Source organism: Wolbachia endosymbiont (group B) of Silvanus unidentatus (assembly GCF_964028615.1).
Lineage (GTDB): Bacteria > Pseudomonadota > Alphaproteobacteria > Rickettsiales > Anaplasmataceae > Wolbachia.
In genome coordinates this window covers 1242714-1267139 of sequence record NZ_OZ034795.1, presented here as the reverse complement: position 1 = coordinate 1267139, position 24426 = coordinate 1242714, and the positions used below count along the sequence as shown (strand labels likewise).

Here is a 24426-nt window from a genome sequence, read left to right as displayed (position 1 = left end):
GCCTAAACGCAATTAAATTGAGTGACAAAATCACTCACAATACCAAGAATATCATCTTTTATATCATCATTCATGTCACCCGACAACTTTTTTAAAACTCCAGGGTGAACAGTTTGAAAATAATTGATAAGATCACACTCGAACCTATTGATGTTGCTCACCTGTACCTTATTTAATTGACCATACAGATTAGAAAAGATATACATAAGCAATACTTGCTCTTCTATTTGCATAGGTGAATACTGTTTTTGCTTTAATAATTCAATAAGGTATTTACCTTTGTTTAAGGACAATTGAACAGTAGCATCAAGATCAGAACCAAATTTAGCAAAGTCTTCCAGTTCTCTATATTGGGCCAAACTCAGCTTTATAGAACCAGCAACTTTTTTCACAGATTTCAATTGTGCAGCAGAGCCAACCCGAGAAACCGATAAACCTATATTCACTGCAGGGCGAAATCCTTTGTGAAACAATTCAGACTCAAGAAAAATTTGTCCATCGGTAATTGAAATCACATTAGTTGGAACATATGCAGATACATCGCCAGCCTGAGTCTCAATAATCGGCAAAGCAGTCAAAGATCCCTGTCCTTTTTCATCAGACATTTTGGCAGCTCTTTCAAGCAAGCGAGAGTGTACATAGAATATATCTCCAGGATAAGCTTCACGACCAGGAGGACGTCTAAGCAATAAGGACATCTGCCTATATGCCACAGCATGCTTAGATAAATCATCATATACCACCAAGCAATGCATTCCATTATCACGGAAAAATTCTCCAATAGTGCAACCGGTATAAGGTGCTAAAAATTGCATAGGCGCGCAGTCAGATGCGCTAGCCACAACTACGGTTGTATACTCTAATGCTCCACTTTCTTTTAGCTTATTCACCACTTTTGCTACTGTCGAAATTTTTTGTCCAATAGCAACATAAACACAGTAAATTTTTTGATTTTCGTTTACCTCATCATTAATCTTCTTCTGATTGATAATAGTATCAATCGCAATAGTGGTTTTACCAATTTGTCTATCGCCAATAATTAATTCACGTTGCCCTCTACCTATAGGAATCAACAAATCTATAATTTTAATTCCTGTCTGCAGAGGTTCATGCACAGATTTACGGTCAATAATACCTGGCGCTTTAGATTCTATATACATTTTGTTCTTGGCTCTAATTTCTCCGCCATCGTCTATAGGATCGCCTAATGCATTTACAACTCTCCCTAATAATTCATGACCTACAGGCACCTGTACAACATCACCACTACATTTTACAACGTCCCCTTCTTTTACATCACGGTCATTGCCAAGCACAACTATTCCAGCTGTATCATGATCTAAATCAAGAACTATTCCTTCTACACCGCTTGCAAAAGATACCTTTTCACCAAACTTTGCTTTTTCCAGCCCATAGACCAATGTGATACCATCCGTTACTGAAATTACTTCACCTATATTTTCTCGTTTTATAGGATTATCAAATGTCTCAACCTTCTCTTTTATTATGTTTACTACTTCAGAGGCATTTATGCTATTCTTCATATACAATTCCTTATTTTCAACATTTCCATTTTACTCAAATCAACCAATCTATCCAAATAACTCTTAAGCGAAGCATCAATCACGTTAAAACCATACCTAACTACAAAGCCACCTAGTATAGAAGGATCAACCACATGACTGACTTTTATTATTTTACCAAGAAAGTTCAAAGATTCAGTAATTATTTTTATATCAGGTTTCTTTAAAATCTCTGCTGATTTTATAGTAATTTCCAATTCATTTTCACTTTCCCTTACAAGATTTAAGAATTTTTCTAATATAAGGATTAATAAACGGGAGCGCTTGTTTGCAAGTGTAACCATAATAAATTTGACTAAGTTTTCACTCAAGTTCTCCTTTATAGAAAGTATCGCTTCTTTTTTGTGCAAAAGAGAAACCATAGGATGAGATAGATACACAAAAACATCTTGATCTTTAAAAAAAGCTAACAAAAATTCTACTTCTTTTCTTATAATACCTAATCTGCTTCCTGAGACATGAAACAGTGCTCTAGCATAAGATGAAACTAAATTATTGTTTTTCATATTCAATTACCTGTTCTAGTAAATCTAAATTATTTTAGCTACCATTGTTCAATCCAAGCATTTTTTATATAAATAGGTCTTCTCCTTAAGGAAAGAAAACATAAATCATATCTGACTGAATAATCTAAAAAATCAAGATTTTTACTTAAGAAATATTTAGAAGAATTTATAATAGACTGACACTGAAAATGAGATATCGGTACTTCTTTTCCAAATAAACTTGTTTTAACTTCTATAAAAATCAGCTCCCTTTTTTTAGATACAATTAAGTCAATTTCACCCAACTTACAACGGAAGCGACGTTTTATAACATTATAGAATTTCAGCTTTAAATATATCGAAACTAACAATTCTCCAAAGTAACCTACAAAATAGCGTAACCTACTTACCATAAAAAGAATAATTAGCTTTGTGTAACTACTTTGCTTCCTTTTTTATTTTTACTATAAATCTCACCTTTTGCTGAAATATCTCTATCAACTAGCTCTATCACTGCCATTGGAGCGCAATCACCCTTTCGAGTACCAAATTTTATTATTCTAGAATATCCACCTTTACGGTCTTGATAACGATTAGCTAGAACGCTTAATAATTTATCAACTACTAACTTACTATTATGAAGACGTGAAAGCAAAAGCCTTCTACCATGTAAAGAATCGTTATTCTTAGCAATTGTAATAAACTTTTCCACATATGGACGAAGTGCTTTAGCCTTTGGTAAAGTAGTTACAATCTGCTCATGATTAATTAACGAGATAGATAGATTCTTTAACATTGATAACCTATGCTCGGTACAACGAGACAGTTTATTTTTCTTTATTCCATGTTTCATATACTACCTAATCCTCATCAGTATGTTGTTTAGCCAGTTCATCTATATCCTTAGGCGGCCAATTTGGTATATTCATACCCAAAGACAAACCTGAATTATTTAAAATTGCCTTGATTTCATTCAAAGACTTTCGGCCAAAATTAGCAGTTCTTAACATTTCAACTTCCGTCTTTTGCACAAGATCACCTATATAAGTGATATTTTCATTTTTCAGACAGTTATGAGATCTAACAGATAATTCCATTTCATCTACTTTACGCAATAGAACAGGATCATAGCCCAAATCTTTAGCACCACTAGACAAAGAAACTTGCGATTTTTTATAACTCATATCAGAACTAATAAAAGGCTGAAATTGCTCCTGTAATATTCTTGCAGCATAGTCAACAGCTTGACTTGGAGAGATTGTACCATCAGTTTCAATTGACAATATCAGCTTATCTTTATCAGTAACTTGACCAACACGACTATTCTCTACTCTATACGAAACCCTCTCAACAGGACTATATAAAGCATTAACTGGAATAAAACCAATTAAATCTTGTTCATTTATAGACTTTAAAAATTCATTTTCTTTATATTTATTTACAGAAAGATAACCTTTTCCACTAGCAATATATATAGTAATGTTAAGCTCCACATCTTGACCTAGTGTACATATCACCAAATCTTTATTAACAATAGAGCATTGGTCATCAGTTTCTATCATTCCAGCTAATACTTGACAAGGCCCTTTAGCGCTCAAATTTAAGCACTTATTAGACGTGTTATTTAACTTACATCTCAACATGCCCATATTTAATGCTATATCAGTTATGTCTTCCCTAACTCCTTGGATCGAAGTAAATTCATGATTCACGCCTTCAATTTTTATTCCATAAACAGCACTACCGCGAAGAGAAGACAACATTACACGCCTTAATGCATGACCCAACGTTAAAGCAAAACCACTTTCCAAAGGTTCTAGAACTATATCACTTTTTTTACTTGAATCACCTGATATTACCTTAATCGCATTAGGCTTAGTTAATCTATCTAAATTTCCACAGAAAGAGACATTATCACTATAATACATACAAAAACCTTCCAAATATCCTATACTCTTCTTTTTTTCCTTAGTCTACACCCATTATGAGGTATCGCCGTTTTATCTGCAATTGAAGTGACAGTCAATCCACAATTCCGAAGTGCTTTAACTGCAGCTTCTGCACCAAAACCAGGACCACGAATTATTACAGAAACAACCTTCATACCAAATCTCTCTATTACTTTCTTCGCAGCAGAATCGGCAACCTTACCTGCAGCATAAGGTGTGGATTTTCTCGAACCAGAAAAACCACATGCACCAACAGAAGTCTGGTAAAGCGTATTACCACAAACATCAGTCACATTTACAAAAGTATTATTAAAAGTTGCACGAATATGGACAATACCAGTAATAAACCTTTTTGTATTCTTACCAACCGTTTTAACTTTTTTCATAAAAACTCACGATAATAACAAATTTTATTTTTTTCCAGCAATAGGCAATTTAGATCTGCCTTTACGAGTTTTAGCATTAGTATGGGTTCTTTGTCCCCTCACAGGCAAACCTTTTCTATGCCTTAATCCTCTATAGCAACCGATTTCCATTAAAGATTTTATATCCATAGCTACTTTTTTTCTGAGCTCACCCTCTATGACATATTTTTGCCTAATAAAACTACTAATTTTCTCTATATCTTCATCTTGTAATTCTAAAACACGCTTACGCTCATCAATTTTACAGCTACGACAAATTATATTTGCAGTAGTAATACCTATACCATGTATATAAGTTAATGCAAAAGGAACACACTTCTTCACTGGAACATTTATGCCTGCAATACGTGCCACTGATACCTCGATACTTTATTAATAATAACTCTTAATTTATACCATAAAACAACTTATAGTCAAATCAAATTACAAGAAATTTTACTTTCAATCTCTTGCATTACTCTATCAACACTCAAATTAGCGTTAATTGTTAACAACTTGTCCTTATAATACTCGCGCAAACCCTCTATCTGAGAATGATATTCTCTTATCCTCTTATTAATTGCAAGCATATTAGCATCATCAATTCTCTTCTCCAATCTCGTACTTTTACATTTAGCACAAGTAGTATTCTTAAAAGAAGATATACTATATATACTTTTACAATCCAAACAAGTAAGACGATCTTTTAATCTATCAATTGCAATATTATCGTCAAGCTGCAACTCAATTACAAGATCAACATCCCTATTGCATCTTTTTTGCAAAACTTGAGTTAAAAAATGAGCTTGATTTAAATTTCTTGGAAAACCATCTAACAAAAAATCACCATCTATTAATGCAAGCTGGTCACACAATAATTTACATATAACTTCATCTTGAATTAAATTACCAGATTCAACAGTATCCTTTATTCCTTTACCTAATTTACTCCCACTAGATATAATATTCCTTAATAAATCTCCTACTGAAACTAATTTAAAATTATACTTTGCTATTAACAAACTGGACTGAGTACCCTTACCAGAGCCAGGAGGACCAAAAATTGTAATAATCACTTTAGCTTCCTTGTTTTAGACTCATATTTCTTTATCCAACTATCGTACCTATTTGAAAAAACATAAGATTGTACTTGCATAATAGTATCAGTAATAACGTTAACTATAATCAGCAAGCTCGTCCCACCAAAAATAAATGGTATATCATAATGATACCTCATAATTTCAGGTATAGTACATATTACCACCAAATACGCAGACCCAATAAATGTTAATTTAAAAACTATATCTTGAAGATAATCAGAAGTATGTTTTCCAGGCCCTCTACCAGGAATAAAACCACCATTTTTCCTAAGAAAATCAGCATTTTCCTCTGGATTAAATATAAAATTGGTATAGAAAAAATTAAAAAGTACTATGAGTATTAAGTAAGTTATAATGTACATCACTTTATTTTCCATAAAGTAGTTTAAAATAAAATCAGCAATGGCATGACCCTTATAGAAATTTGCAATTGAAATAGGCGTTAATAAAATTGCGTTAGCAAAAATAGTTGGTATTACACCAGATAAATTGATCTTCAATGGAATGTAAGTAAAATCATCATTATGTAATTTTTTAAACTGTTTTTTGGGATATTGAACAATTACCTTTCTATAAGAAGATTCTGTAAAAATGACTAAAAGGAGCAGTAAAAAAAACAATGCTATAACAAAAAGGGTAATGAAAAACGACATACTACCATTTTTATTTAATGTTAGCAGAGATGATAAAGCATTATGTAATTCAGATGTTATGCCAGTAAAAATGATTAATGAGATACCATTGCCTATACCGCTCACACTGATCCGCTCACCAAGCCATATTAAAAATATAGTTCCACCTAAAAGGCTAAAGACACCTATAGTACGAAACATAATACCAGGTTCAACTACAACTAATACCCCTTCTATATTCATTCTTTCTAACCCTATTAAGATCGTAATTGATTGAAAGATACAAAACACTATAGTCATATAGCGTATATAAGAGTTCATCTTTCGACGTCCCAACTCTCCGTCATTTTTAATTTCATTGATTCCTTTAACGGCAGAAGATAATAATTGCATAACTATGGATGCAACTATGTATGGCATAACGTTTAACGCCAAGATCGTCATTCTAGCTAAAGCGCCACCAGAAAATAAATTAAATACTCCAAAAACACCAGAACTCTCTTTTGGAAATATATCATTGATTATATCAAGATTAATTCCAGGAATAGGAACATAAGTGCCTAAACGATAACAAACTAAAGCCATTAGAGTAAAAAATATACGCTTTAGTAAATCACTTTTATATAACAGCGTAGAATCCAAACTATTAAATGCAAATTTACTGTTCATGATTTACGATAGTATTTCTACACTACCACCAACTGAAGCTACAGATCTTTTTGCAGCTTCTGATGCAAAATCAACATGAAACACAAATTTTTCCCTTAATTTACCCTTATTAAGAAGTTTAATTTTACTTTTAACAGATCTGATAAAACCTAACTTATGCAGTAGCTCCTTATCTATGATAGAATCCTTGACTATTTTTTTAGCTTCCATTAAGCACTGTACATCCCCAACATTAAATATAGAGTATAAGTTTTTGCGTATAGGCTTAAAACCTCTTTTAGGTAAACGAGTATATATAGACTGCTGTCCACCTTCAAAACCATTTATAGAAACGCCACTTCTCGCTTTCTGCCCTTTATGCCCCCTACCGGATGTTTTACCTTTACCACAACCAATACCTCTACCTAATAATTTAGGCTTCTTTTTCTTAGATAATTTGGTAAATATAGAATTTAATTTTACAGCATCATTCATAGTTTACCTATTTCCAACTATCTCACTAATCTTTTTACCCCTCTTACCTGCCACTTGGCGAGGAGATAACATAACATCAAAAGCCTTAAATACTGCACATATAATATTATGAGGATCATTTGATCTAGTAGACTTAGCTACCACATCCTTTATACCTAATACCTCAAAAACCGACCTCATTGCTCCACCAGCAATAATACCTGTTCCAGCTCTTGCAGCTCTTAAAACTATCTCACCAGAACAGAATTTAGCTTTAATATCATGATGTAAAGTTCTACCTTCACGTAAGTACACCCTAATCATCGACTTCTTTGCAGCATTTAAAGCTTTCACTCTTGCTTCAGCAACCTCTGCGTGTTTACCTATTCCACATCCTACCCTACCCTTACCATCACCAACAACAACCAAAGTTGAAAATGAAAATCTTCTACCACCTTTAGTAACCGTTGTTACCCTTCGGACTGAAACCAAAAGTTCTGATAAATCATTATTATTTTGTAAATTCTTTACAGCCATATTTAAAACCTTCTAAAATTTAAATCCAGAGCTTCTTAAAGCCTCAGCAAATTGAGAAATCAATCCTGTATACTTATATGCTCCCCGATCAAAGACGAACCGCTGCTGCAATTTTGTACTAGGCAGACGCTCAATCAATAAAGAAGAAACCTGTTTTATAGTTTCAGCATTAACCCTACCTTTACATACATTCCTAATTTTATCATCCAAAGTAGAAGCAGAAGCTAGGGTTGTTCCTTTTGCATCGTTAATCAACTGAACATAGAAATGTTTATTAGACTTAAATATGGATATACGTAAACGCCCAGCGCTCTTATCGAGCTTCGCTCTATTACGAAGTTTCCTTTTTTCATAGCTACTTAAAAAATTATACAATCTTTTCATTTTAATTACTTCTTTTTATTTACAACCTTACGCAGCATAAATTTGCCTTTTATTACAATACCCTTACCTTTATAAGGATCATATTTTCTAATTTTGCATATATCAGAAGCCACCATATAGACTTTTTGCTTATCCATACCGCGAATCACTAAATGAGTTGGCTTTATACACTTAATCTCAACGTCTTTAGGCACTTTATACTTAATATTATGACTATAACCAAGATATAAAGTCAAATACTTATCATCACATTCTGCTTTATACCCCACACCATTGATCTCAAGATCAACAGAAAAATCATTAACCATACCGTTAATCATGTTATTAATATTACTTCTATAAGTGCCCCATATAGATTTTATTTTATCATAATCATCCCTGCCTTGATCAACAGAAAGTAACAATTGATTATCAACTATCTGACACAGAATGCCACTACACAAGTTCAGCTCTTTTTCTGCCCTAACACTTCTTATTAATACCCTACCATTATTATATTCAACTGAAAGATCAGCAGGAATATTGATAGGTGCGGCACCTATACGAGACATACATTTCTCCTATCATTTAAAATACACGACACAAAACTTCTCCACCAACTTTTAATCTACGTGCATTATAATCGGTCATCACTCCTTTCGGTGTAGATATAATAAAAATTCCAAGACCATTATACGCTTTAGAAATGTCCTTACACTTAGAATAATAACGACAACCGGGCTTTGATACCCTAGCTATATCATTAATCACAGGTGATTTATCATAATACTTCAACTGCACAACAAGGGAAGGGATACTATCACTCTCTTGCTTTTCATAATTAAGAATATACCCTTCCTCTTTTAAGATCTTCAATATAGAAGAATTCACTTTAGAGAATAGGACTCTTGTTTCCCTATGCATTGCCAATTGAGCATTACGTATTCTTGTTAAAAAATCACCAATACCATCAGATAACGACACTATTACACTCCTTATATCACATTTACCAACTAGATTTTGTAACCCCTGGAACTTCTCCAAAAGAACACAAATCACGTAAAACAATCCTACATAAACCAAATTTTCTATATACTCCTCTCGGCCTACCAGTTAAAGCGCATCTATTCCTAATTCTGATTTTAGAAGAATCTCTAGGCAATTTTTTAATCAGCTTACTTTGAGCTGCAAACCTTTTTGCAATAGATAAATCCTTATTATTCATTATAGATTTTAATTCTTCCCTTCTCTCCCTATATTGATCGCATAACTTTATTCTACGAAGATTCTTCTGTATCATGGATTTTTTTGCCATATATATTTTCTCTCAATTATCAAAAAAAGGGAATTTAAGAGCCAGTAATAATTCCTTTGCTTCCTTATCACTAACTGCACTTGTTATAATATTAATATCCATACCTCTAATTTTACTTATTTTATCATAGTCTATTTCTAAAAATGATATATGCTCCTTGATACCAAAGGAAAAATTACCATGACCATCAAATTGCTTCACACTAAACCCTCTAAAATCTTTTTCCCTTGGCAAAGCAATATATATTAATCTTTCTAAGAATTCATACATTTTATTTCTACGCAAAGTCACTTTACAACCTACAGTTGCACCTTTTCTAATTTTGAAACCAGAAATAGATTTTTTTGCAAAGGTTAACACAGGCTTTTGCCCAGCAATCAAATGTAGATTATCAAATGGCTCATTTATCGCTTTATTGTCCGTAGCAGCATCTCCAACGCCCATATTGATACACACCTTGACAAGTTTAGGCACTTGCATTACATTGCTGTAATTAAACTTATCCTTTAAGGATTTTACTATATTATCTTTATACAATTGTTTAAACATATCAACCTAATCTATCACTTCTCCAGAAACTTTTGCAAAACGCACTTTTCTACCATCTATAATCTTAAATCCTACTTTAGTTGGAGTTTTACACTTAGGATCCAATATTGCAACATTGGATACATCAATAGCTAACTCTTTATTCAATATACCACCACCACTACCAGCTCTTGGTTTAGTATGTCTCTTACACACATTTACGCCAGAAACAACTACTTTCTTTTTAGCATCACGTATTATAACTTTGATTACCTTACCAATTTTTCTCTTATCTTTACCAGTTAAAACTATAATATCATCACCACTTTTTATTTTAGCACTCATTATAAAACCTCATCAGCTAATGACATTATTTTCATAAAAGAACCAGATAACAACTTTTTTACTGGACCAAACACCCGAGTGCCAAGTGGTTCACCTTGATCATTAATTAAAACCACAGCATTGCTAGAAAAACGAATTACAGAACCATCAGATTTCTTAACACTATTTTTTACTCTAACAACAACTGCTTTATATACTTTTCCTTTTTCAACTTTACCTTTTGGGTTAATAGACTTAGTAGATATAATAATCGTATCACCTACAGATGCAGATTTCCTACCACCTAACAAGCCAATACAAAGCACTGCACGCGCACCAGAATTATCAGCTACTTCTAACAATGTATTTTTTTGAATCATATAAATACCTATTCCTTTTTAGCTATTGATAACAACCCATTTTTTAGTAACAGAAATAGGCTTATGTTCCTGTATTAAAACCCTATCTCCCTTTTTGCAACTATTATTCTCATCATGTGCTGTATACTTCTTGTATTTTTTAATAACTTTTTTATACAGCCTATCCTTATACACTTGTAACACCGAAACCTTTACAGTCTTATCAGACTCAGCATTAGTTACGACACCACAAAAAACCTTCTTAGGCATTTTTTCCCTCTCTCTTTCTTCTATTTAATACAGTTAGACTACGAGCTATGCTCTTTCTTATTAAGCTAAAACGCGAAAAATTGTTGCACTGGCCCAGCTTTTTTTGAAAAGCCAAATTAACAAATTCTTTCCTCAAATTCACAAGAAGTTCATGTAATCCTTGTGAAGATTCTGATTCAAATTTAACTATATCCATTGCAACTCCATTCAATTATGATTAGATATAAATTTACACTTCATAGGAAGCTTAGCAGTCGCTTTTTCAAGCGCCAATCTTGCTAAATGCATGGGAACATCACTACTAATTTCAAACAAAACCCTACCGGGCTTAGCTTTAAATACCCAAAATTCAACACTACCTTTCCCTTTACCCATACGTACATCTGCTGGCTTTTTACTAACCGGGGTATCAGGAAAAATTCTTATCCACACTTTACCAGAGCGTTTTAACGTTCTAGATATTACGCGCCTTGCAGTTTCAATATGCTTAGACTGAACCTTACCTACTTCCATAGCTTTTAATCCATAATCTCCAAAAGACAGCGTGCTACCACCCTTAGCATTACCCTTAATTCTCCCCTTAAATACCTTTTTATATTTACTCTTTTTGGGAACAAACATTTCAATATACCTTAACTACCAACATAAACCCAAACTTTAACTCCTATAATACCACATATAGTCTTCGCTTCACAAAAAGCATAATCTATATTAGCACGCAAAGTGTGTAAAGGCAAACGACCTTCTTTGTACCATTCAGTACGAGCTATTTCAGCTCCGCCAAGACGCCCAGAGCAACTTACTTTAATACCCTCAGCACCCATCTTCAAACAATTTTGAATAGCTTTTTTCATCGCTCTTCTACATGAAATCCTTTTTTCTAGCTGATGTGTAATACTCCTTGATATTAAAACTGCATCTATTTCAGACTTTTTAACTCCTACTACATTCACTTCAACACTACTTTCTACTTTTTTAGCTATTTTTTGCTTTATCTTCTCAACATCCAAACCTTTCTTACCTATTATAACCCCAGGTTTAGAAGAATGTATTATTACAGACACTAAAGTAACTGTACGCTCTACAGTTACTTTAGAAATACCAGCATGCTTAAAGGATTCATTTATATAACTGCGAATAAATAGATCTTGATGCAATTTCTGTTTATAATCGTCCGTAGCACACCAAACAGAATCCCAGGTATTACTATTTATTTGCAATCTAAATACTTTAGGATTAACCTTCTGTCCCATATTTTTACACTTTCCTTATTAATTTTCCATTTCTATAAATCATACAATTTCTTTCAATTTTATAGTTATATTACTATAAAATTTGCTCATTCTATTAGCCCTACCCATAGCTTTTGGATATACTCTACGCAAAGTAAGTGACTTACCTATTAAAATTTCCTTTATATATAAATTATCAACGTTCAATCCATAATTATTTTGAGCATTAGCAATTGCAGAATTCAACACCTTCATTATAAAACCGGCAGCCTTTTTTTCACAAAATCTTAATTGTACATTAGCAAAAGAAACTTTTTTATTACGCACTAAATCAGCAACCAAATTTAATTTGCGAGGAGTTGATCTTAAAACCTTAGAACCAGCCTCAACTATTATATCCCTATTTTTCATATCAATTGCCTACCTTCTTGTTGCCTTTTTATCACCACCATGCCCAGTAAATTTACGAGTAGGTGAAAATTCACCGAATTTATGACCTATCATATTCTGATTATCAACACTAACAGGAATGTAATCTTTACCATTATAAACAGCAAATTTTAAACCCAAACAATTAGGAAGAATTACAGAAGCCCTGGAATGAATTTTTATCACCTTATTAATAGAACCCTCTTTTAAAGCTCTCTGAACTAATCTTAGTACAGATGGGTGTAAAAAAGGTGGTTTCCATACAGATCTACTCATAAATTAACCTTTCAATTTTTTTATATACTTATCACTAGATTTATTTTTTTTCCTAGTTTTTTTTCCTTTTGTTGCAACACCCCAAGGAGTAACAGGATGACGACCGCCAGAAGTTTTTCCCTCTCCACCTCCATGAGGATGGTCAACCGGATTCATTGCAACTCCACGTACAGCAGGTCTAATCCCAAGCCACCTACTTCTCCCAGCTTTACCCAACTTTCTATTCTTATGGTCAGGGTTAGATACTACACCAATAGTAGCCTTGCAAGAAGATAAAATCAACCTAATTTGACCAGACCTGAGTCGTAATAAAACATATTGGCCATCACGACCAACGATTTGTGCATAACAACCAGCAGCTCTAGCAATCGCAGCACCATTACCTGGCTTCAGCTCAACATTATGAACGAAAGAACCAACAGGTATATGCTTGAGTAGTAAACAATTCCCTGGCAAAATATCAGCATCATCTCCAGCTGTCACAACATCACCAGGCTTCATACCTTGAGGAGCTAATATATAAGATTTAGTATCATCTTCCTTATATGATATTAATGCTAAAAACCCACTTCTATTTGGATCATACTCTATTTTCTCAACTATACCCTGATCACTTCTATTACGTTTAAAATCTATAACTCTATACTTCTTCTTGTGACCACCACCCCTGTGACGAGTTGTAATTCTACCATGATTATTTCTTCCACCACTGGATTTCTTGCCAAATACAAGAGACTTCTCCGGCTTATCTTTTGATAAACCAATTTTACTTATTAATATAGTCCCACGAGAAGACGGAGTAACAGGATTAAAAAATTTCATACCCATATTAAACGCTCATTATATCTAATTTTTGACCATCCATCAAAGAAAAATAAACCTTTTTTCTCTGTTTTTTACAACCAACCACACCCCTGAAACGTCTATATTTAGGTTTAACTCTAATAACATTTATAGAAGAAATTCTGACATTAAATAAAGACTCTATTGCCGATTTTATTTGACGCTTATTTACATTTACAAAAACATACAAAGAGTATTTATTAAACTTCTCTCTTAAAAGAGAAGCCTTTTCTGTGATTACAGGAGATTTTATTATATTATTATATTTAATCATAACAATCTACCTTCAAGATGCTTTAAAGTGTCTTTTGTTAACATCACGCATTCATGATTCAATATATCAAAAACATTTAACCCAATAGGTTTGATTAAATCTACATAATGCAAATTTTTAGCAGCACGTAACAAATCATCTCCATAATCACCAACTATTAAAAAAGAAGAAAATTTAAAATTTTTAATATATTCACACATTTTAGATGTTTTCTTCACATCAACATTTAAACTATCAAGAACAACAACTTGATTATTTAAATATTTTAGAGATAAAGCAATTTTCAAACCAAATTTACGTACTTTTTTATTAAGAGAATAAGCATGACTCCTCACAACAGGACCAAAAATAATTCCACCACCTCTAAACTGAGGAGATCGCAAGCTCCCCTGTCTCGCCCTACCGGTACGTTTTTGACCATACGGCTTAGCTGTTGTACCAGAAACATCACTGATACCCTTTGTTTTATGAGCACCAACTCTTCTCTTTGCTAATTGCCATCTCACTATATCATGCAAAATACTCAATTTTTGCTTGGCAGAAAATATCAAGGGATTAAGCTCAACACTACCTACATTATTATTAGATAGATCAACTAATTCACATTCCATAACTAACTCACCAAATTATTAGCATCATCACTCATATTCAACAGCAGACCTGCTGGAAAAGGAACATCTTTATGTAAAGGCTTTTTAACTGCATCTCTCACAAAAACATAAGAGTTTTTAAACCCAGGAACATTATTACCCTTTACAGCAATTATGCTATTTTCATAATCAATGGATAATATTTTCATATTCTGTACAGTCACTCTGCTATTACCTAAATGACCAGCCATTTTCTTCCCCTTGAATACTCTACCAGGATCTTGACATTGACCAGTAGAACCTTGTGATCTATGAGCAATAGAAACGCCATGAGATGCCCTAAGCCCACTGAAGTTATGCCGCTTCATCACACCAGCAAACCCTTTGCCTAAAGAATAACCCGTAATGTCAAGATATTGACCAACTACAAAATGATTAACCCCCACCTTTTTACCACATTCTATTCCGAATAGATCAGTTAATCTACTTTCGTATAATTTACATTTACTATTTATACCCTTTTTCTTTAAATATTCCAACTGAGGTTTTGCTATTTTTTTTAAATCCCCTGTGCCTAAAATGACTGAATTGTAGCCACATTTATCTTGTCCTTTTATATCGATAATATAAGTTTCGCTGAGATGCAATAAGGTTACAGCCATGCGACTATTATCAAAATACATAGCAGTATGGCCAACATTGGTCATTAACAAACCAATTCTCCTAAGCGAATTTATTCTCTTCATTTCCTTTTCCTAAATATTGACTTCCTTAACCTTTAAATCCACTTCTACACCAGCAGAAAAAGATAAATCTGCAAGCATCTTCATCATAGTAGAAGTAGGATTATGTACAATAATTAACCGCTTAGAAATTCTCATTTCAAATTGCTCACGAGATTTTTTATCAACATGAGGAGACCTATTAACAGTAAATTTAGAATCTTTTCTTGGCAACGCAATCGGACCAGATAAATCTGCATTAAACTGCTTTAATTGATCAATAAACTCGCGAATACACTTTTCCAACAAAGAACAATCGAAAGCTTTGATTCTAATATATATATCTTGCTTCATCTTAGTTATTATACTCATTCTAAAATTTCCGAAACAACGCCAGAACCAACAGTTCTACCACCTTCTCTTATCGCAAAACGTAATCCTTTATCCATTGCTATTGGTACTTGCAACTCCACTTCTATACTTACATTGTCCCCTGGCATTACCATCTCCTTTCCATCTAGCAATTTTATGCTCCCAGTTACATCCGTTGTCCTTAAATAAAACTGTGGCTGATAATTTCCAAAAAATGGTGTATGCCTTCCTCCTTCTTCTTTCTTCAATATATACACCTCCGCATTAAATTTCTTATGCGGGGTTATTGTCCCTGGTTTTGCCAATACTTGCCCTCTCTCCACTTCTTCTCTCTTTGTTCCTCTTAGTAGTATTCCTACATTGAGTCCTGCACTTCCCTTATCTAGCAACTTCTTAAACATCTCAACACCAGTACATATCGTCTTTTGCGTCGCTTTCAGACCTATTATCTCTATCTCATCCCCTGTCTTTATCTCCCCCTTCTCTATTCTTCCTGTTACTACCGTCCCTCGGCCCGATATTGAAAATACATCTTCTATTGGCAACAAAAACGGCAAATCTATAGGCCTTGGAGGTACTGCCACATACTCATCTAACTTCTCCATCAATTTATCTATTGATTTCTTTCCATACTCACTACTATCATCCTCTAATGCTTTTAACGCAGACCCAACTATCATAGGCACTTCATCACCTGGAAATCCATACTTACTCAGCAACTCTCTCACTTCCATCTCTACCAAATCTATCATATCAGCATCAGCAACATCAGCTTTATTTATATATACCACGATATATCCAACACCCACCTGTTTTGCCAGCAATATATGCTCTCTCGTTTGTGGCATCGGCCCATCAACCCCTGACACTACCAATATCGCTGCATCCATCTGTGCTGCACCTACTATCATATTCTTTACATAATCAGCATGTCCAGGGCAATCAACGTGTGCATAGTGTCTCTTTTCTGTTTGATATTCAACATGCGCTGTTGCTATTGTTATACCTCTCTTTCTTTCTTCTGGCGCTTTATCTATTTGATCATATGCTACAAAATTACCATAATGCTTTGTTATCGCCGCTGTTAACGTTGTCTTCCCATGATCCACATGTCCTATCGTTCCCACGTTTACATGCGGCTTTCCAAATGCTTCTACTATCGCTGTCATAATTTTAACTCTTCTACCTAAAATATAAATACATCAACAAATAATATGTTGATTTTATATAAATACAACAAAAAAAAGAGCGGATAGTGGGAATCGAACCCACGTCACTAGCTTGGAAGGCTAGAGCTCTACCATTGAGCTATACCCGCACAATGGAGGAGGTAGGATTCGAACCTACGTACGCAATGCGGACAGATTTACAGTCTGTTACCTTTAACCACTCGGTCACTCCTCCACAAAAATCTGTTAAGAGAACACTACCTTAACTTAAGTTTTATTATTCCTAATATTAAACATCCAAATCCAAAAGATCAAGTAATAAAAGCTAATCTAACTGATTTCAGTTAGATTTTACTTTTATATAACAAAATATTGTCAATAAAACGCCCAAATAAGTAATGTGAATCATGTGTACCTGGCGCTTCTTCTGGATGGTATTGAGTAGAAAAGACTGGGTAATCCTTCATCATTATCCCCTCTACACTATTATCAAATAGAGAAATATGAGTAACTTCAACGTTACTTGGAAGAGAAGCTGAATCAACAACAAAACCATGATTTTGGCTAGTTATCTCAACTTTTTTACTCTCCAGATCATAAACTGGATGATTACTCCCTCGATGACCAATATCCATCTTGACAGTCTTTGCTCCCAAAGTAACTGCAAGTAATTGATGGCCCAGGCATATGCCAAAAACTGGTATTTTAGATTTCACAATAATTTCTATTTCTGAAGTTACACTCTCTCCTATCTCTTGTGGATCACCAGGGCCATTTGAAAGCACTATACCATCTGGATTCATGCTTAATATTTTGTGAGCAAAACCTGTATCTGGTTTGACTAATTCAACCGTACAATCAAGTTCTACTAAGCGTGAGATTATACTATTTTTTACACCGAAATCAACAATTACAACCCTATATTTTGCATTAAGAACGCTTTGAAAGTTATTACTTAAACTGACTTTCTTAGTTATTTCTATTCCATTTACAGATTTGTATTTCTTCAATTCATCTAATATATGTACCTCACTTGACGGACATATCATTCCATTTTGAGATCCATGTTTTCTCAAATATCTCGTCAAAGCTCTAGTATCAATTCCCGATATCCCAACTACATTATTTTTCTCCAACCAATCATTTAAACTAATATATGAAGAAGAGTGAGACATAGGAGAAAGTTCACGCATAACCACACCACTTGCAAAAACTTTTTCTCCTTCATTATCTTTGTGATTTATTCCAACATTACCAATATGAGGAAAAGTGAACGCTATTATTTGATCAGCAAAAGAAGGATCTGTTATAGTATGCTGATAACCTGTCATACCAGTGGTAAAACAAACTTCACCTATACATTTGCCTCTTTTACCTACCGATTTTCCCAAAAAGTACTTGCCATCTTGTAAAACTAAAGCTGCATCCTGCATTTAATTCTCTCAACTCATTTAAAATATTATATAAGAATTTTAAATTACAAGTAAGCAAATACTAAATTTCCCTTTAAGTTTATATAAAATTCAAAATTATAAGTAGCTTTCTTTTTTTATTATTTAGGAAAATTATAGCAAACTTAACTTGTGTGAATAGGCAATAGTCATTACATTCATACTTCATGTTATATAAATTCACATGGATAGAAAAACTTGTCTCATTACAGGAGCATCATCTGGCATTGGAGAAAGTCTAGCACGGTTGCTCATTAAAGATCGATGGTTTGTGGTTGGCATTGCAAGGCGCACTGAAAAACTGGAAAAATTAAAAGAAGAATTAGGTAGTAATTTTTTACCTATAACATGTGATGTAAGCAAAAGTGAAAATATTAAAAACTCGTCTGATTTTTTAAAAAAGCAAAATATTATACCAAATCTCTTTTTTCTTAATGCAGGATGTGGCGAAATAGAAGATAAGTTTCATACCAACATTCATAGAAAAACATTTGAAACCAATTATTTTGGCGTTATCAACTGGATTGAAGAATGGATTCATCATAATTCCTTGGCAACTTTTGCGGTTATATCTTCTCTTGTTGCTATGCATGCAACACCACATGCTTCTGCATACTGTGCCAGCAAAGCAGCACTAAAAAGTTGTTTTCAATCACTAAAAATCCAATATTCTAACAGTAGCACAAAGTTTATCACCATAATGCCAGGGCCAGTAAAAACAGATATGTTTAAGTCTAATAAACCACTTCCCTTCATATGGGAGCCAGAAAAAGCTGCAGCATATATTTTAAAAAGTATATTTAAAGGAAAGAAAGTTATAGCGTTTCCAATTTTCTGGCGGTTATTTTTTCATATTTTACAAATTCTTCCCACTAAAATGACTGCAAGAATCTTACGATAATCACCAAATCTACCATCTTGTAAAGCTAAAGCTCTTCAAAACTCAATCGCAAGCTTCTCCACACAAAAACATCTTGACTATCGCATGTTTCATATTATATGAATAAACTGTTAATGAAAGTGGAGGGTTGCAATGCCTAATAATACAGATCAGTCTAAAAAAATAAATGAGAAATGGTTATTTATAGGAGGTGCTTCACTGTTTCTTGTAATAATGCTACCATCAATTTTTCTCTTAGCAAAAATAGCTATGATGTTTGTTATAATCTCAACTACAGCAATAGCAATAAAAATTGCCTCAAAAGCAATATCAAACGTTTTAGAGGATAAAGAGAATCAATCAACACAAAATAAAATTATAAACCTAGCTATTGGAGCAGTGTCCATACTTGCAGGTGGGCTATCATTACTTATTACAGCAAAAGTTGGTTTCATCGCAATATGTTCAACTATAGCTATTTTAGCTCTGTATGAATATATTAAAGATGAAAAAATAGGTAAGGATATAAATGATAAATTCGATGAAATAGCTAATAATACAACTGAGTTTTGCGTCAACAGCATTGAAAAACTTATTCCATCACAAAGTTGTGAAGTGTAATCTTTTGTTTATAAATTTTTAGATGCATGGCTAACGTATAAACACTGAAATCAGCACTTCCTTTCTTGTTATACTAGTAATGGCTTCCATCATCAAAAATGTTGTATTACTTTTATACTCGCAAATCTAACTGGATTCCAATGCTGGAATAACATTACCTTGAATGGAAATCGGTGCGTGATGTACATCTGTATAGAGATTAAATATGTCATTCAGTTTGTTATCATTCTAGTACTGCCATTCTATAGGTAACAGCTGTACCTGGAGCTCCTCTCTTGTCATTCCAGCACTGGAATCCAGAAAACTTAATTTCAAACCAGTACTTTCCCTCTTTTCATCCCAATTTCCAAAATGTTACTCCAGTACTGAAATCCAGCTTTTTTATAACTATCGAAAACACTGTATTACTTTACAAATTTAACTAGATATAATTACTGGCATGGCACGTTCGTAAAATTACGATAAAAAATTACTTGACAAACTCTAATAGTTTTGTTACCATGCACGGTGAAGGTGTTCTAGAGCTCGGAATCTATCTTCGTCTGCAGACTTTTCAATTCAATTAATCTATAATCTTCAGTTAAAATATATTTTAGCTATACTTCGGTCGTAGCTGTATACATTTTTCTCAATCTTTTTTATTAGTGGAGGACTATCATGTTTAAAACACTGAATTACGCATATCATTGACCTACATGTCTTTAAAGGACAGATGGTACCTATGTCCTTTTTATATAAATTATTGTGTTTTTATGTCTTTTTTAGCAATGTCATTTATTGTTTTACGCCCCAGTCTTTTTCAAATATTGCGAGCCCTTGATCAGTAAGTGGATGATTAATTAACTGTCTAAGTATTTTTGCTGGCACAGTAATTGAATGAGCACCAAGCCGTGCAGCTTCTATTACATGTGCTGGACTTCTTACTGATGCAACAAGAACTTTTGTCTTAAAATTATAATTAGAATATATAGTGCATATATCTTCTATTAGCGATAAGCCATCATAGCTTATATCATCAAGGCGACCAACAAAGGGAGAAATAAAACAAGCACCGGCCTTAGCGGCAAACAGTGCTTGTCCAGGAGAAAAACATAATGTAATGTTAGCAGGTATTTTATGTTCTGTCCACAACTTTTTACAAGAAATTAATCCTTCATGTGTAAGAGGTAACTTTACTACGATATTACTAGCGATTTTCGCTAACTTAAGGCCTTCCTTAACCATATCTTCATGGCTATCTGCAACAACTTCAACACTAACAGGTCCTTTTATAATAGAACATATTTCGCTTACTAAATCTTCGTACTTATCTTTATGTCCAGATTTTGCTATTAAAGAAGGATTAGTTGTTATACCATCAATGAACTCTTTTAGCTCCTTAATTTCATTCAAATCAACACTATCAAGAAAAATTTCCATATTATTGTCCTATTAAAAACCTATTTTTACAAAATATTGTCATCTTTGAAAAGTATTAAATAAAATCGGATTTTTAACTCAACTCAATTTTCAGTCCGTTAGGAAAGAAAATATTGCACTGAGACACAGTATAGCGCTTTCCTTAATTGGTTGCATTTTATTAACAAAATTAGCATAACCAATTTCTGAAGTTTACTAGCTTTACGTTCAATAGAAATTCTTGCATAGCCTAAAACTTAGTGCTACTATTAGTATAGTAACACAAATAGATAGTGGGGAACAATAAACAAAATGACTAAGATCTAGTTTAACGCTCGCAATTAAATTCAACTAAAAAGGTTAATACAAAAGGAGTTAATCACTCCCAAAGTAAATATATTATCAAAACAATAGTAATAGGGGGTATACTATGTCAACAAATTTCCTGACATTGAAAAACATATTAGCAGAACTGAAAAGAAAAAATAGCATTACTGTTTTAGAAGAATACTATCAGGACAAATGGGAGATTTATGACTTGCTCATGGATTTGACAAATGATGAAAATTTTAAGCAAGCATATATAGATCTATCTTTCAACAAGAGCTTTAAAAAAAACTTTATAGAATTAGCAAATCAGGCAAAAAAAGCTGTAAGTAAGTATTTTAGAGACAAAGACATAGACCTTCGAGCTTTTTATGTAGAAACTAACAATTCTGATAAAGTGTTAAACATTAATCTTATTAATTACAATAGAAGTGAGCCAATAAGAATTAGTGATATCTTACAGCAAGAAAGGGATATTAGCACATTGAATATTTATTGCAATAAAAAGCATGACATATACGCTTACCGAAAAGGTAAGGAAAGACATTATGAATTTAAAGAGGGTGCATATTATGAAATGACAAGCACTTGGCCTGTGCAGGACAAGGATGGGAAAACTTTTACCTGTACTATGGTTATGAATGTAAGTAATTCTGGTATAACTAAAGTACTACAGTTTAATGGTAAAGATTTTGAATCGCCACCTGAGGAGTTTTGGGAATTAATAAGACAAAATGAGGAATTATATATTCAAGACCTCTCTCTACATGATGCTGTAAAAGCATTATTGAAAAAGAACAAAAATGCTAACATTGCACCGGCTGTTAGTAATCTGCAAAATAACGAACATATCGTAATCAATCAAGACGAAAAGATGAAAGATCTTGAAAATGATGCTAAAAGCAATCCTATTCTTTCTTTCACTAGCAACAATGTATCAGAGGTTAATCCACAGCAGATTGCAACTCAGGCAATTGCAACTCAAACAGAAGTTAATTCACAGCACACTGAAACTCAAACAGAGGTCTCTGTGCAACACGTTAAGACTCAAACAGAAATTGGCTCTCAACAGACTGAAACTCAGACAAAAGTTGATTTACAAGAGGTTGCAATTCAAACAGGAATTAGTTTACAGCACACTGAAACTCAAACGAAAATTGGCTCTCAACAGGCTGAAATTCAAAGTTTACAAGAAGTTGCAACTCAAACAGAAGTTAATTTACAGCACACTGAAACTCAAACAGAGGTCTCTGTGCAACACGTTAAGACTCAAACAGGAATTGGCTCTCAAGAAACTGAAACTCAGACAGAAGTTAATTTGCAAGAAGCTGCAGCGCAAACAGAAGTTAACTCACAACAACTAGATCAAAAGCTTACAAAAGCTGAACAAGAAATTAGAGAATTAAATGAGCAGAGGAACGAATTACGATATAGGTTCGACAAGGCTGAACAAGAACTTGAAGAGTTAGAAAAGCACAATAGTGACTTACAGAATGAACTTGGAGAAGAAAAGCAAGAAATTAGAGAATTAAACGAGCAAAAGAATAAATTACAATATAGGCTCGATGAGGCTGAGCAAGAAATTAGAGAGTTAAATCAGCAGAGAAACAACTTACAATGTAGACTCGAAGATGCTGAGCAAAAATTTGAAGAGTTAAAAAAGCATAATAGTGATTTACAGAATAAACTTGAAGAAGAAAAGCAAAAAAACGTAAAATTGCAAATTGGACTAACACAAAAAGATGAGAAGCTAGAAAATATATCAACAGAGCTGCAAGAGAAAATACAAGAACTTGAAAGTGCACATGAAGGAAAGAAAGATCTAGAGAAAAAGTTAACAATTGCTAATGCAAAAAATGAAAAACTGGAAGATAAATTGAAACAGTTTAAAAAAGCGGAAGAGGAAGCAGGAGATATATTAGATGAAAATTGGAAAGATATACAGAATTTAAAATCTACAATTCAATGCTTAGATTATAAGTACAACACAAATCTGGAATCTTATAAACAAGAGGTAGATCAGCTAAAGTGGAAATATGAAGAGTTAAAGAACGAGGTAGAGCTTAAAAATAAGCAGATTAAGAGTCAAGAAGAACAGTTACGGCAGGATGAACGTTTAACGAATTTAAAACCTCAAATGCAAAATTTGCAAAGTGAGCATAACGCACATTTAGAATCTGATGAACAAGAGGTAAGTGAGCTAGAGTGGGATGAAAAGTGGGATTTTAAATCGTCAGAGGGAGAGCTAGAGACTAAAGATGAGCAAATTGAGAGGCAAAGAGAACAGTTACGGCAGGAGATGGAAGAAGAAATAATGGATCAATACCGTTCATTTATAGAACCAAAGTTTGAAGAGTATGAGAATGAGATTGAAATATTGAAAGAAAAGATTAAAGATATGGAAATTGAAAGAATAACGGGAGAAAGAGAAGAGCTAAACGGTAAAGAGCAACATCTAAATAACCAAGTAGAAATGTTAAGTACAGAGATTTCTCAACAGGAACCTTTGAACAATCGTGCAAAAATATCTGATCAGCTTGTAGGGGAAGTTGATAATGCAGAAAGAAAATCTAGATCTTCAAGCTCTGATAGTGCATTTTATAGTGATGATGATTGTTGTAATTCACTTCTAGACTTCATCAGCAGTCCCTCAAAGGTGTGTAGCCAAAGTCAGCACGGAAGTGTTTAATAAACATACTTATTTAGATGCATGTAAAATCAGTGCTTTTTTTCCTGTCATTCAACTCTTGTCATTCCAGTGCGTGACACTGGATAAAAACATTTGTGAATTACGCAATGGACAACAAATTCTAGGAACATATGTTAAAATAATATCCACGATTAAAATAAGATAGATCCCAGTGTCACGCA

The 24426-nt window shown here is 33.4% G+C and carries 35 protein-coding genes and 2 tRNA genes; 3 read left to right on the top strand and 34 right to left on the bottom strand.

Translation table 11 applies throughout. The annotated features are described in order from the left end of the window. Positions 1 to 2 precede the first annotated feature (2 nt). The 33 genes from atpA to carA form a co-directional block, all read right to left on the bottom strand. Positions 3 to 1544, bottom strand: a complete 1542-nt coding sequence (gene atpA / locus ABWU65_RS06040) for a F0F1 ATP synthase subunit alpha (RefSeq protein ID WP_007302558.1) — start codon at positions 1542 to 1544, stop codon at positions 3 to 5. After that, a complete protein-coding gene (atpH, locus tag ABWU65_RS06035; RefSeq protein ID WP_007302557.1) occupies positions 1541 to 2089 on the bottom strand; it encodes an ATP synthase F1 subunit delta in 549 nt (182 codons plus the stop codon). Before atpH ends, atpA begins: the two co-directional genes overlap by 4 nt. A 38-nt stretch (positions 2090 to 2127) precedes the next feature. Further along, entirely contained in the window at positions 2128 to 2481 is a 354-nt protein-coding gene (locus ABWU65_RS06030) for a YraN family protein (RefSeq protein ID WP_010404733.1), read from the bottom strand. A gap of 11 nt (positions 2482 to 2492) precedes the next feature. Then, the gene (gene rplQ / locus ABWU65_RS06025) at positions 2493 to 2921 is read right to left on the bottom strand and encodes a 50S ribosomal protein L17 (RefSeq protein WP_010404731.1); all 429 of its coding nucleotides are present in this window, start codon (positions 2919 to 2921) and stop codon (positions 2493 to 2495) included. A 7-nt stretch (positions 2922 to 2928) separates the two neighbouring features. After that, on the bottom strand, positions 2929 to 3996 hold the full coding sequence (locus ABWU65_RS06020; RefSeq protein WP_353280454.1) for a DNA-directed RNA polymerase subunit alpha: 1068 nt from the start codon (positions 3994 to 3996) through the stop codon (positions 2929 to 2931). Between the two features lie 20 nt (positions 3997 to 4016). Next, complete coding sequence (rpsK, locus tag ABWU65_RS06015) at positions 4017 to 4403, bottom strand: 30S ribosomal protein S11 (protein WP_006012273.1); 387 nt, start codon at positions 4401 to 4403, stop codon at positions 4017 to 4019. A 24-nt stretch (positions 4404 to 4427) separates the two neighbouring features. Further along, positions 4428 to 4796, bottom strand: coding sequence for a 30S ribosomal protein S13 (rpsM, locus tag ABWU65_RS06010; protein ID WP_007302553.1), 369 nt, complete (start codon positions 4794 to 4796; stop codon positions 4428 to 4430). 59 nt (positions 4797 to 4855) lie between these two features. Beyond that, a complete protein-coding gene (locus tag ABWU65_RS06005) occupies positions 4856 to 5497 on the bottom strand; it encodes an adenylate kinase family protein (RefSeq protein ID WP_052265056.1) in 642 nt (213 codons plus the stop codon). Next, positions 5494 to 6822, bottom strand: coding sequence for a preprotein translocase subunit SecY (gene secY / locus ABWU65_RS06000; protein ID WP_213863923.1), 1329 nt, complete (start codon positions 6820 to 6822; stop codon positions 5494 to 5496). The genes ABWU65_RS06005 and secY overlap by 4 nt, the downstream gene beginning before the upstream one ends. Positions 6823 to 6825: 3 nt before the next feature. Beyond that, a complete protein-coding gene (gene rplO, locus ABWU65_RS05995) occupies positions 6826 to 7296 on the bottom strand; it encodes a 50S ribosomal protein L15 (RefSeq protein WP_007302550.1) in 471 nt (156 codons plus the stop codon). A 3-nt stretch (positions 7297 to 7299) separates the two neighbouring features. Beyond that, positions 7300 to 7812 carry a 30S ribosomal protein S5 gene (gene rpsE / locus ABWU65_RS05990; protein ID WP_007302549.1) on the bottom strand — a complete coding sequence of 171 codons (513 nt, stop codon included), beginning with the start codon at positions 7810 to 7812 and terminating at the stop codon, positions 7300 to 7302. Between the two features lie 12 nt (positions 7813 to 7824). Then, entirely contained in the window at positions 7825 to 8196 is a 372-nt protein-coding gene (gene rplR, locus ABWU65_RS05985) for a 50S ribosomal protein L18 (protein WP_007302548.1), read from the bottom strand. A gap of 5 nt (positions 8197 to 8201) precedes the next feature. Then, positions 8202 to 8747, bottom strand: a complete 546-nt coding sequence (rplF, locus tag ABWU65_RS05980; protein WP_007302547.1) for a 50S ribosomal protein L6 — start codon at positions 8745 to 8747, stop codon at positions 8202 to 8204. Positions 8748 to 8763: 16 nt separating this feature from the next. Continuing rightward, the gene (gene rpsH, locus ABWU65_RS05975) at positions 8764 to 9159 is read right to left on the bottom strand and encodes a 30S ribosomal protein S8 (protein ID WP_007302546.1); all 396 of its coding nucleotides are present in this window, start codon (positions 9157 to 9159) and stop codon (positions 8764 to 8766) included. Between the two features lie 22 nt (positions 9160 to 9181). Next, entirely contained in the window at positions 9182 to 9490 is a 309-nt protein-coding gene (gene rpsN, locus ABWU65_RS05970) for a 30S ribosomal protein S14 (RefSeq protein WP_353280451.1), read from the bottom strand. Between the two features lie 12 nt (positions 9491 to 9502). Then, positions 9503 to 10039, bottom strand: a complete 537-nt coding sequence (gene rplE / locus ABWU65_RS05965) for a 50S ribosomal protein L5 (RefSeq protein ID WP_019236924.1) — start codon at positions 10037 to 10039, stop codon at positions 9503 to 9505. A gap of 6 nt (positions 10040 to 10045) precedes the next feature. After that, the gene (gene rplX, locus ABWU65_RS05960) at positions 10046 to 10363 is read right to left on the bottom strand and encodes a 50S ribosomal protein L24 (RefSeq protein ID WP_010404700.1); all 318 of its coding nucleotides are present in this window, start codon (positions 10361 to 10363) and stop codon (positions 10046 to 10048) included. Then, positions 10363 to 10722: a 50S ribosomal protein L14 gene (rplN, locus tag ABWU65_RS05955; protein ID WP_007302542.1), complete on the bottom strand. Its 360-nt coding sequence runs from the start codon at positions 10720 to 10722 to the stop codon at positions 10363 to 10365. Before rplN ends, rplX begins: the two co-directional genes overlap by 1 nt. Before the next feature lie 18 nt (positions 10723 to 10740). Beyond that, positions 10741 to 10971 carry a 30S ribosomal protein S17 gene (gene rpsQ / locus ABWU65_RS05950; protein ID WP_010404696.1) on the bottom strand — a complete coding sequence of 77 codons (231 nt, stop codon included), beginning with the start codon at positions 10969 to 10971 and terminating at the stop codon, positions 10741 to 10743. Next, positions 10964 to 11167 carry a 50S ribosomal protein L29 gene (gene rpmC, locus ABWU65_RS05945; protein WP_007302540.1) on the bottom strand — a complete coding sequence of 68 codons (204 nt, stop codon included), beginning with the start codon at positions 11165 to 11167 and terminating at the stop codon, positions 10964 to 10966. Before rpmC ends, rpsQ begins: the two co-directional genes overlap by 8 nt. An 11-nt stretch (positions 11168 to 11178) precedes the next feature. Next, a complete protein-coding gene (gene rplP, locus ABWU65_RS05940; RefSeq protein WP_006012233.1) occupies positions 11179 to 11592 on the bottom strand; it encodes a 50S ribosomal protein L16 in 414 nt (137 codons plus the stop codon). 11 nt (positions 11593 to 11603) lie between these two features. Continuing rightward, positions 11604 to 12224, bottom strand: coding sequence for a 30S ribosomal protein S3 (gene rpsC / locus ABWU65_RS05935; protein WP_007302538.1), 621 nt, complete (start codon positions 12222 to 12224; stop codon positions 11604 to 11606). 39 nt (positions 12225 to 12263) lie between these two features. After that, positions 12264 to 12614, bottom strand: a complete 351-nt coding sequence (rplV, locus tag ABWU65_RS05930; RefSeq protein WP_007302537.1) for a 50S ribosomal protein L22 — start codon at positions 12612 to 12614, stop codon at positions 12264 to 12266. 9 nt (positions 12615 to 12623) lie between these two features. Continuing rightward, the gene (gene rpsS, locus ABWU65_RS05925) at positions 12624 to 12908 is read right to left on the bottom strand and encodes a 30S ribosomal protein S19 (protein ID WP_010404687.1); all 285 of its coding nucleotides are present in this window, start codon (positions 12906 to 12908) and stop codon (positions 12624 to 12626) included. A 3-nt stretch (positions 12909 to 12911) separates the two neighbouring features. Further along, positions 12912 to 13736 carry a 50S ribosomal protein L2 gene (gene rplB, locus ABWU65_RS05920; RefSeq protein WP_052265061.1) on the bottom strand — a complete coding sequence of 275 codons (825 nt, stop codon included), beginning with the start codon at positions 13734 to 13736 and terminating at the stop codon, positions 12912 to 12914. 1 nt (position 13737) lies between these two features. Next, on the bottom strand, positions 13738 to 14025 hold the full coding sequence (locus ABWU65_RS05915) for a 50S ribosomal protein L23 (RefSeq protein WP_007302534.1): 288 nt from the start codon (positions 14023 to 14025) through the stop codon (positions 13738 to 13740). Continuing rightward, on the bottom strand, positions 14022 to 14636 hold the full coding sequence (rplD, locus tag ABWU65_RS05910; protein WP_007302533.1) for a 50S ribosomal protein L4: 615 nt from the start codon (positions 14634 to 14636) through the stop codon (positions 14022 to 14024). Before rplD ends, ABWU65_RS05915 begins: the two co-directional genes overlap by 4 nt. Positions 14637 to 14638: 2 nt before the next feature. Next, positions 14639 to 15361 (bottom strand): 50S ribosomal protein L3, encoded by a 723-nt coding sequence (rplC, locus tag ABWU65_RS05905; protein ID WP_029237662.1) that lies wholly within the window; start codon positions 15359 to 15361, stop codon positions 14639 to 14641. 9 nt (positions 15362 to 15370) lie between these two features. Continuing rightward, positions 15371 to 15691: a 30S ribosomal protein S10 gene (rpsJ, locus tag ABWU65_RS05900; RefSeq protein WP_012482004.1), complete on the bottom strand. Its 321-nt coding sequence runs from the start codon at positions 15689 to 15691 to the stop codon at positions 15371 to 15373. Between the two features lie 14 nt (positions 15692 to 15705). Then, positions 15706 to 16878: an elongation factor Tu gene (gene tuf / locus ABWU65_RS05895; RefSeq protein WP_007301992.1), complete on the bottom strand. Its 1173-nt coding sequence runs from the start codon at positions 16876 to 16878 to the stop codon at positions 15706 to 15708. 78 nt (positions 16879 to 16956) lie between these two features. Next, positions 16957 to 17027: transfer RNA gene (locus ABWU65_RS05890), tRNA-Gly, on the bottom strand. A gap of 4 nt (positions 17028 to 17031) precedes the next feature. Beyond that, a tRNA-Tyr gene (locus ABWU65_RS05885) sits at positions 17032 to 17113 on the bottom strand. 109 nt (positions 17114 to 17222) lie between these two features. After that, positions 17223 to 18311, bottom strand: a complete 1089-nt coding sequence (carA, locus tag ABWU65_RS05880) for a glutamine-hydrolyzing carbamoyl-phosphate synthase small subunit (RefSeq protein WP_052265062.1) — start codon at positions 18309 to 18311, stop codon at positions 17223 to 17225. A 202-nt stretch (positions 18312 to 18513) separates the two neighbouring features. On the opposite strand from carA, the gene ABWU65_RS05875 reads away from it, so the two are divergent. Together ABWU65_RS05875 and ABWU65_RS05870 are read left to right on the top strand one after the other, a co-directional pair. Further along, the gene (locus ABWU65_RS05875) at positions 18514 to 19230 is read left to right on the top strand and encodes an SDR family NAD(P)-dependent oxidoreductase (RefSeq protein WP_007302529.1); all 717 of its coding nucleotides are present in this window, start codon (positions 18514 to 18516) and stop codon (positions 19228 to 19230) included. A 132-nt stretch (positions 19231 to 19362) separates the two neighbouring features. Beyond that, positions 19363 to 19830 (top strand): hypothetical protein, encoded by a 468-nt coding sequence (locus tag ABWU65_RS05870; RefSeq protein WP_007302528.1) that lies wholly within the window; start codon positions 19363 to 19365, stop codon positions 19828 to 19830. A gap of 774 nt (positions 19831 to 20604) precedes the next feature. On the opposite strand, the gene fsa is transcribed toward ABWU65_RS05870, so the two are convergent. Next, entirely contained in the window at positions 20605 to 21249 is a 645-nt protein-coding gene (gene fsa / locus ABWU65_RS05865; protein ID WP_007302527.1) for a fructose-6-phosphate aldolase, read from the bottom strand. A gap of 409 nt (positions 21250 to 21658) precedes the next feature. Between fsa and ABWU65_RS05860 the strand changes: the two genes are divergently transcribed. Next, positions 21659 to 24244: a hypothetical protein gene (locus tag ABWU65_RS05860; RefSeq protein ID WP_353280448.1), complete on the top strand. Its 2586-nt coding sequence runs from the start codon at positions 21659 to 21661 to the stop codon at positions 24242 to 24244. The last annotated feature ends 182 nt before the right edge of the window (positions 24245 to 24426 follow it).

Coding starts and splice junctions, on each gene's coding strand:
- rpsC (WP_007302538.1), bottom strand. CDS start 12,224: ATGGGACAGAAGGTTAATCCTAAAGTATTTAGATTGCAAATAAATAGT.
- ABWU65_RS05870 (WP_007302528.1), top strand. CDS start 19,363: ATGCCTAATAATACAGATCAGTCTAAAAAAATAAATGAGAAATGGTTA.
- tuf (WP_007301992.1), bottom strand. CDS start 16,878: ATGACAGCGATAGTAGAAGCATTTGGAAAGCCGCATGTAAACGTGGGA.
- rpmC (WP_007302540.1), bottom strand. CDS start 11,167: ATGGATATAGTTAAATTTGAATCAGAATCTTCACAAGGATTACATGAA.
- atpA (WP_007302558.1), bottom strand. CDS start 1,544: ATGAAGAATAGCATAAATGCCTCTGAAGTAGTAAACATAATAAAAGAG.
- rpsE (WP_007302549.1), bottom strand. CDS start 7,812: ATGGCTGTAAAGAATTTACAAAATAATAATGATTTATCAGAACTTTTG.
- carA (WP_052265062.1), bottom strand. CDS start 18,311: ATGCAGGATGCAGCTTTAGTTTTACAAGATGGCAAGTACTTTTTGGGA.
- rplD (WP_007302533.1), bottom strand. CDS start 14,636: ATGGAATGTGAATTAGTTGATCTATCTAATAATAATGTAGGTAGTGTT.
- rplN (WP_007302542.1), bottom strand. CDS start 10,722: ATGATTCAAAAAAATACATTGTTAGAAGTAGCTGATAATTCTGGTGCG.
- rplX (WP_010404700.1), bottom strand. CDS start 10,363: ATGAGTGCTAAAATAAAAAGTGGTGATGATATTATAGTTTTAACTGGT.
- rplQ (WP_010404731.1), bottom strand. CDS start 2,921: ATGAAACATGGAATAAAGAAAAATAAACTGTCTCGTTGTACCGAGCAT.
- rplF (WP_007302547.1), bottom strand. CDS start 8,747: ATGTCTCGTATAGGTGCCGCACCTATCAATATTCCTGCTGATCTTTCA.
- ABWU65_RS06020 (WP_353280454.1), bottom strand. CDS start 3,996: ATGTATTATAGTGATAATGTCTCTTTCTGTGGAAATTTAGATAGATTA.
- atpH (WP_007302557.1), bottom strand. CDS start 2,089: ATGAAAAACAATAATTTAGTTTCATCTTATGCTAGAGCACTGTTTCAT.
- rplR (WP_007302548.1), bottom strand. CDS start 8,196: ATGAAAAGATTGTATAATTTTTTAAGTAGCTATGAAAAAAGGAAACTT.
- ABWU65_RS05915 (WP_007302534.1), bottom strand. CDS start 14,025: ATGATTAAATATAATAATATAATAAAATCTCCTGTAATCACAGAAAAG.
- rpsJ (WP_012482004.1), bottom strand. CDS start 15,691: ATGAAGCAAGATATATATATTAGAATCAAAGCTTTCGATTGTTCTTTG.
- ABWU65_RS05875 (WP_007302529.1), top strand. CDS start 18,514: ATGGATAGAAAAACTTGTCTCATTACAGGAGCATCATCTGGCATTGGA.
- rpsK (WP_006012273.1), bottom strand. CDS start 4,403: ATGAAAAAAGTTAAAACGGTTGGTAAGAATACAAAAAGGTTTATTACT.
- rplO (WP_007302550.1), bottom strand. CDS start 7,296: ATGAATGATGCTGTAAAATTAAATTCTATATTTACCAAATTATCTAAG.
- rplC (WP_029237662.1), bottom strand. CDS start 15,361: ATGAAGAGAATAAATTCGCTTAGGAGAATTGGTTTGTTAATGACCAAT.
- rplE (WP_019236924.1), bottom strand. CDS start 10,039: ATGTTTAAACAATTGTATAAAGATAATATAGTAAAATCCTTAAAGGAT.
- rpsS (WP_010404687.1), bottom strand. CDS start 12,908: ATGAGTAGATCTGTATGGAAACCACCTTTTTTACACCCATCTGTACTA.
- ABWU65_RS05860 (WP_353280448.1), top strand. CDS start 21,659: ATGTCAACAAATTTCCTGACATTGAAAAACATATTAGCAGAACTGAAA.
- fsa (WP_007302527.1), bottom strand. CDS start 21,249: ATGGAAATTTTTCTTGATAGTGTTGATTTGAATGAAATTAAGGAGCTA.
- rplV (WP_007302537.1), bottom strand. CDS start 12,614: ATGAAAAATAGGGATATAATAGTTGAGGCTGGTTCTAAGGTTTTAAGA.
- secY (WP_213863923.1), bottom strand. CDS start 6,822: ATGAACAGTAAATTTGCATTTAATAGTTTGGATTCTACGCTGTTATAT.
- rpsQ (WP_010404696.1), bottom strand. CDS start 10,971: ATGCCTAAGAAGGTTTTTTGTGGTGTCGTAACTAATGCTGAGTCTGAT.
- rplB (WP_052265061.1), bottom strand. CDS start 13,736: ATGGGTATGAAATTTTTTAATCCTGTTACTCCGTCTTCTCGTGGGACT.
- rplP (WP_006012233.1), bottom strand. CDS start 11,592: ATGTTTGTTCCCAAAAAGAGTAAATATAAAAAGGTATTTAAGGGGAGA.
- rpsN (WP_353280451.1), bottom strand. CDS start 9,490: ATGGCAAAAAAATCCATGATACAGAAGAATCTTCGTAGAATAAAGTTA.
- ABWU65_RS06030 (WP_010404733.1), bottom strand. CDS start 2,481: ATGGTAAGTAGGTTACGCTATTTTGTAGGTTACTTTGGAGAATTGTTA.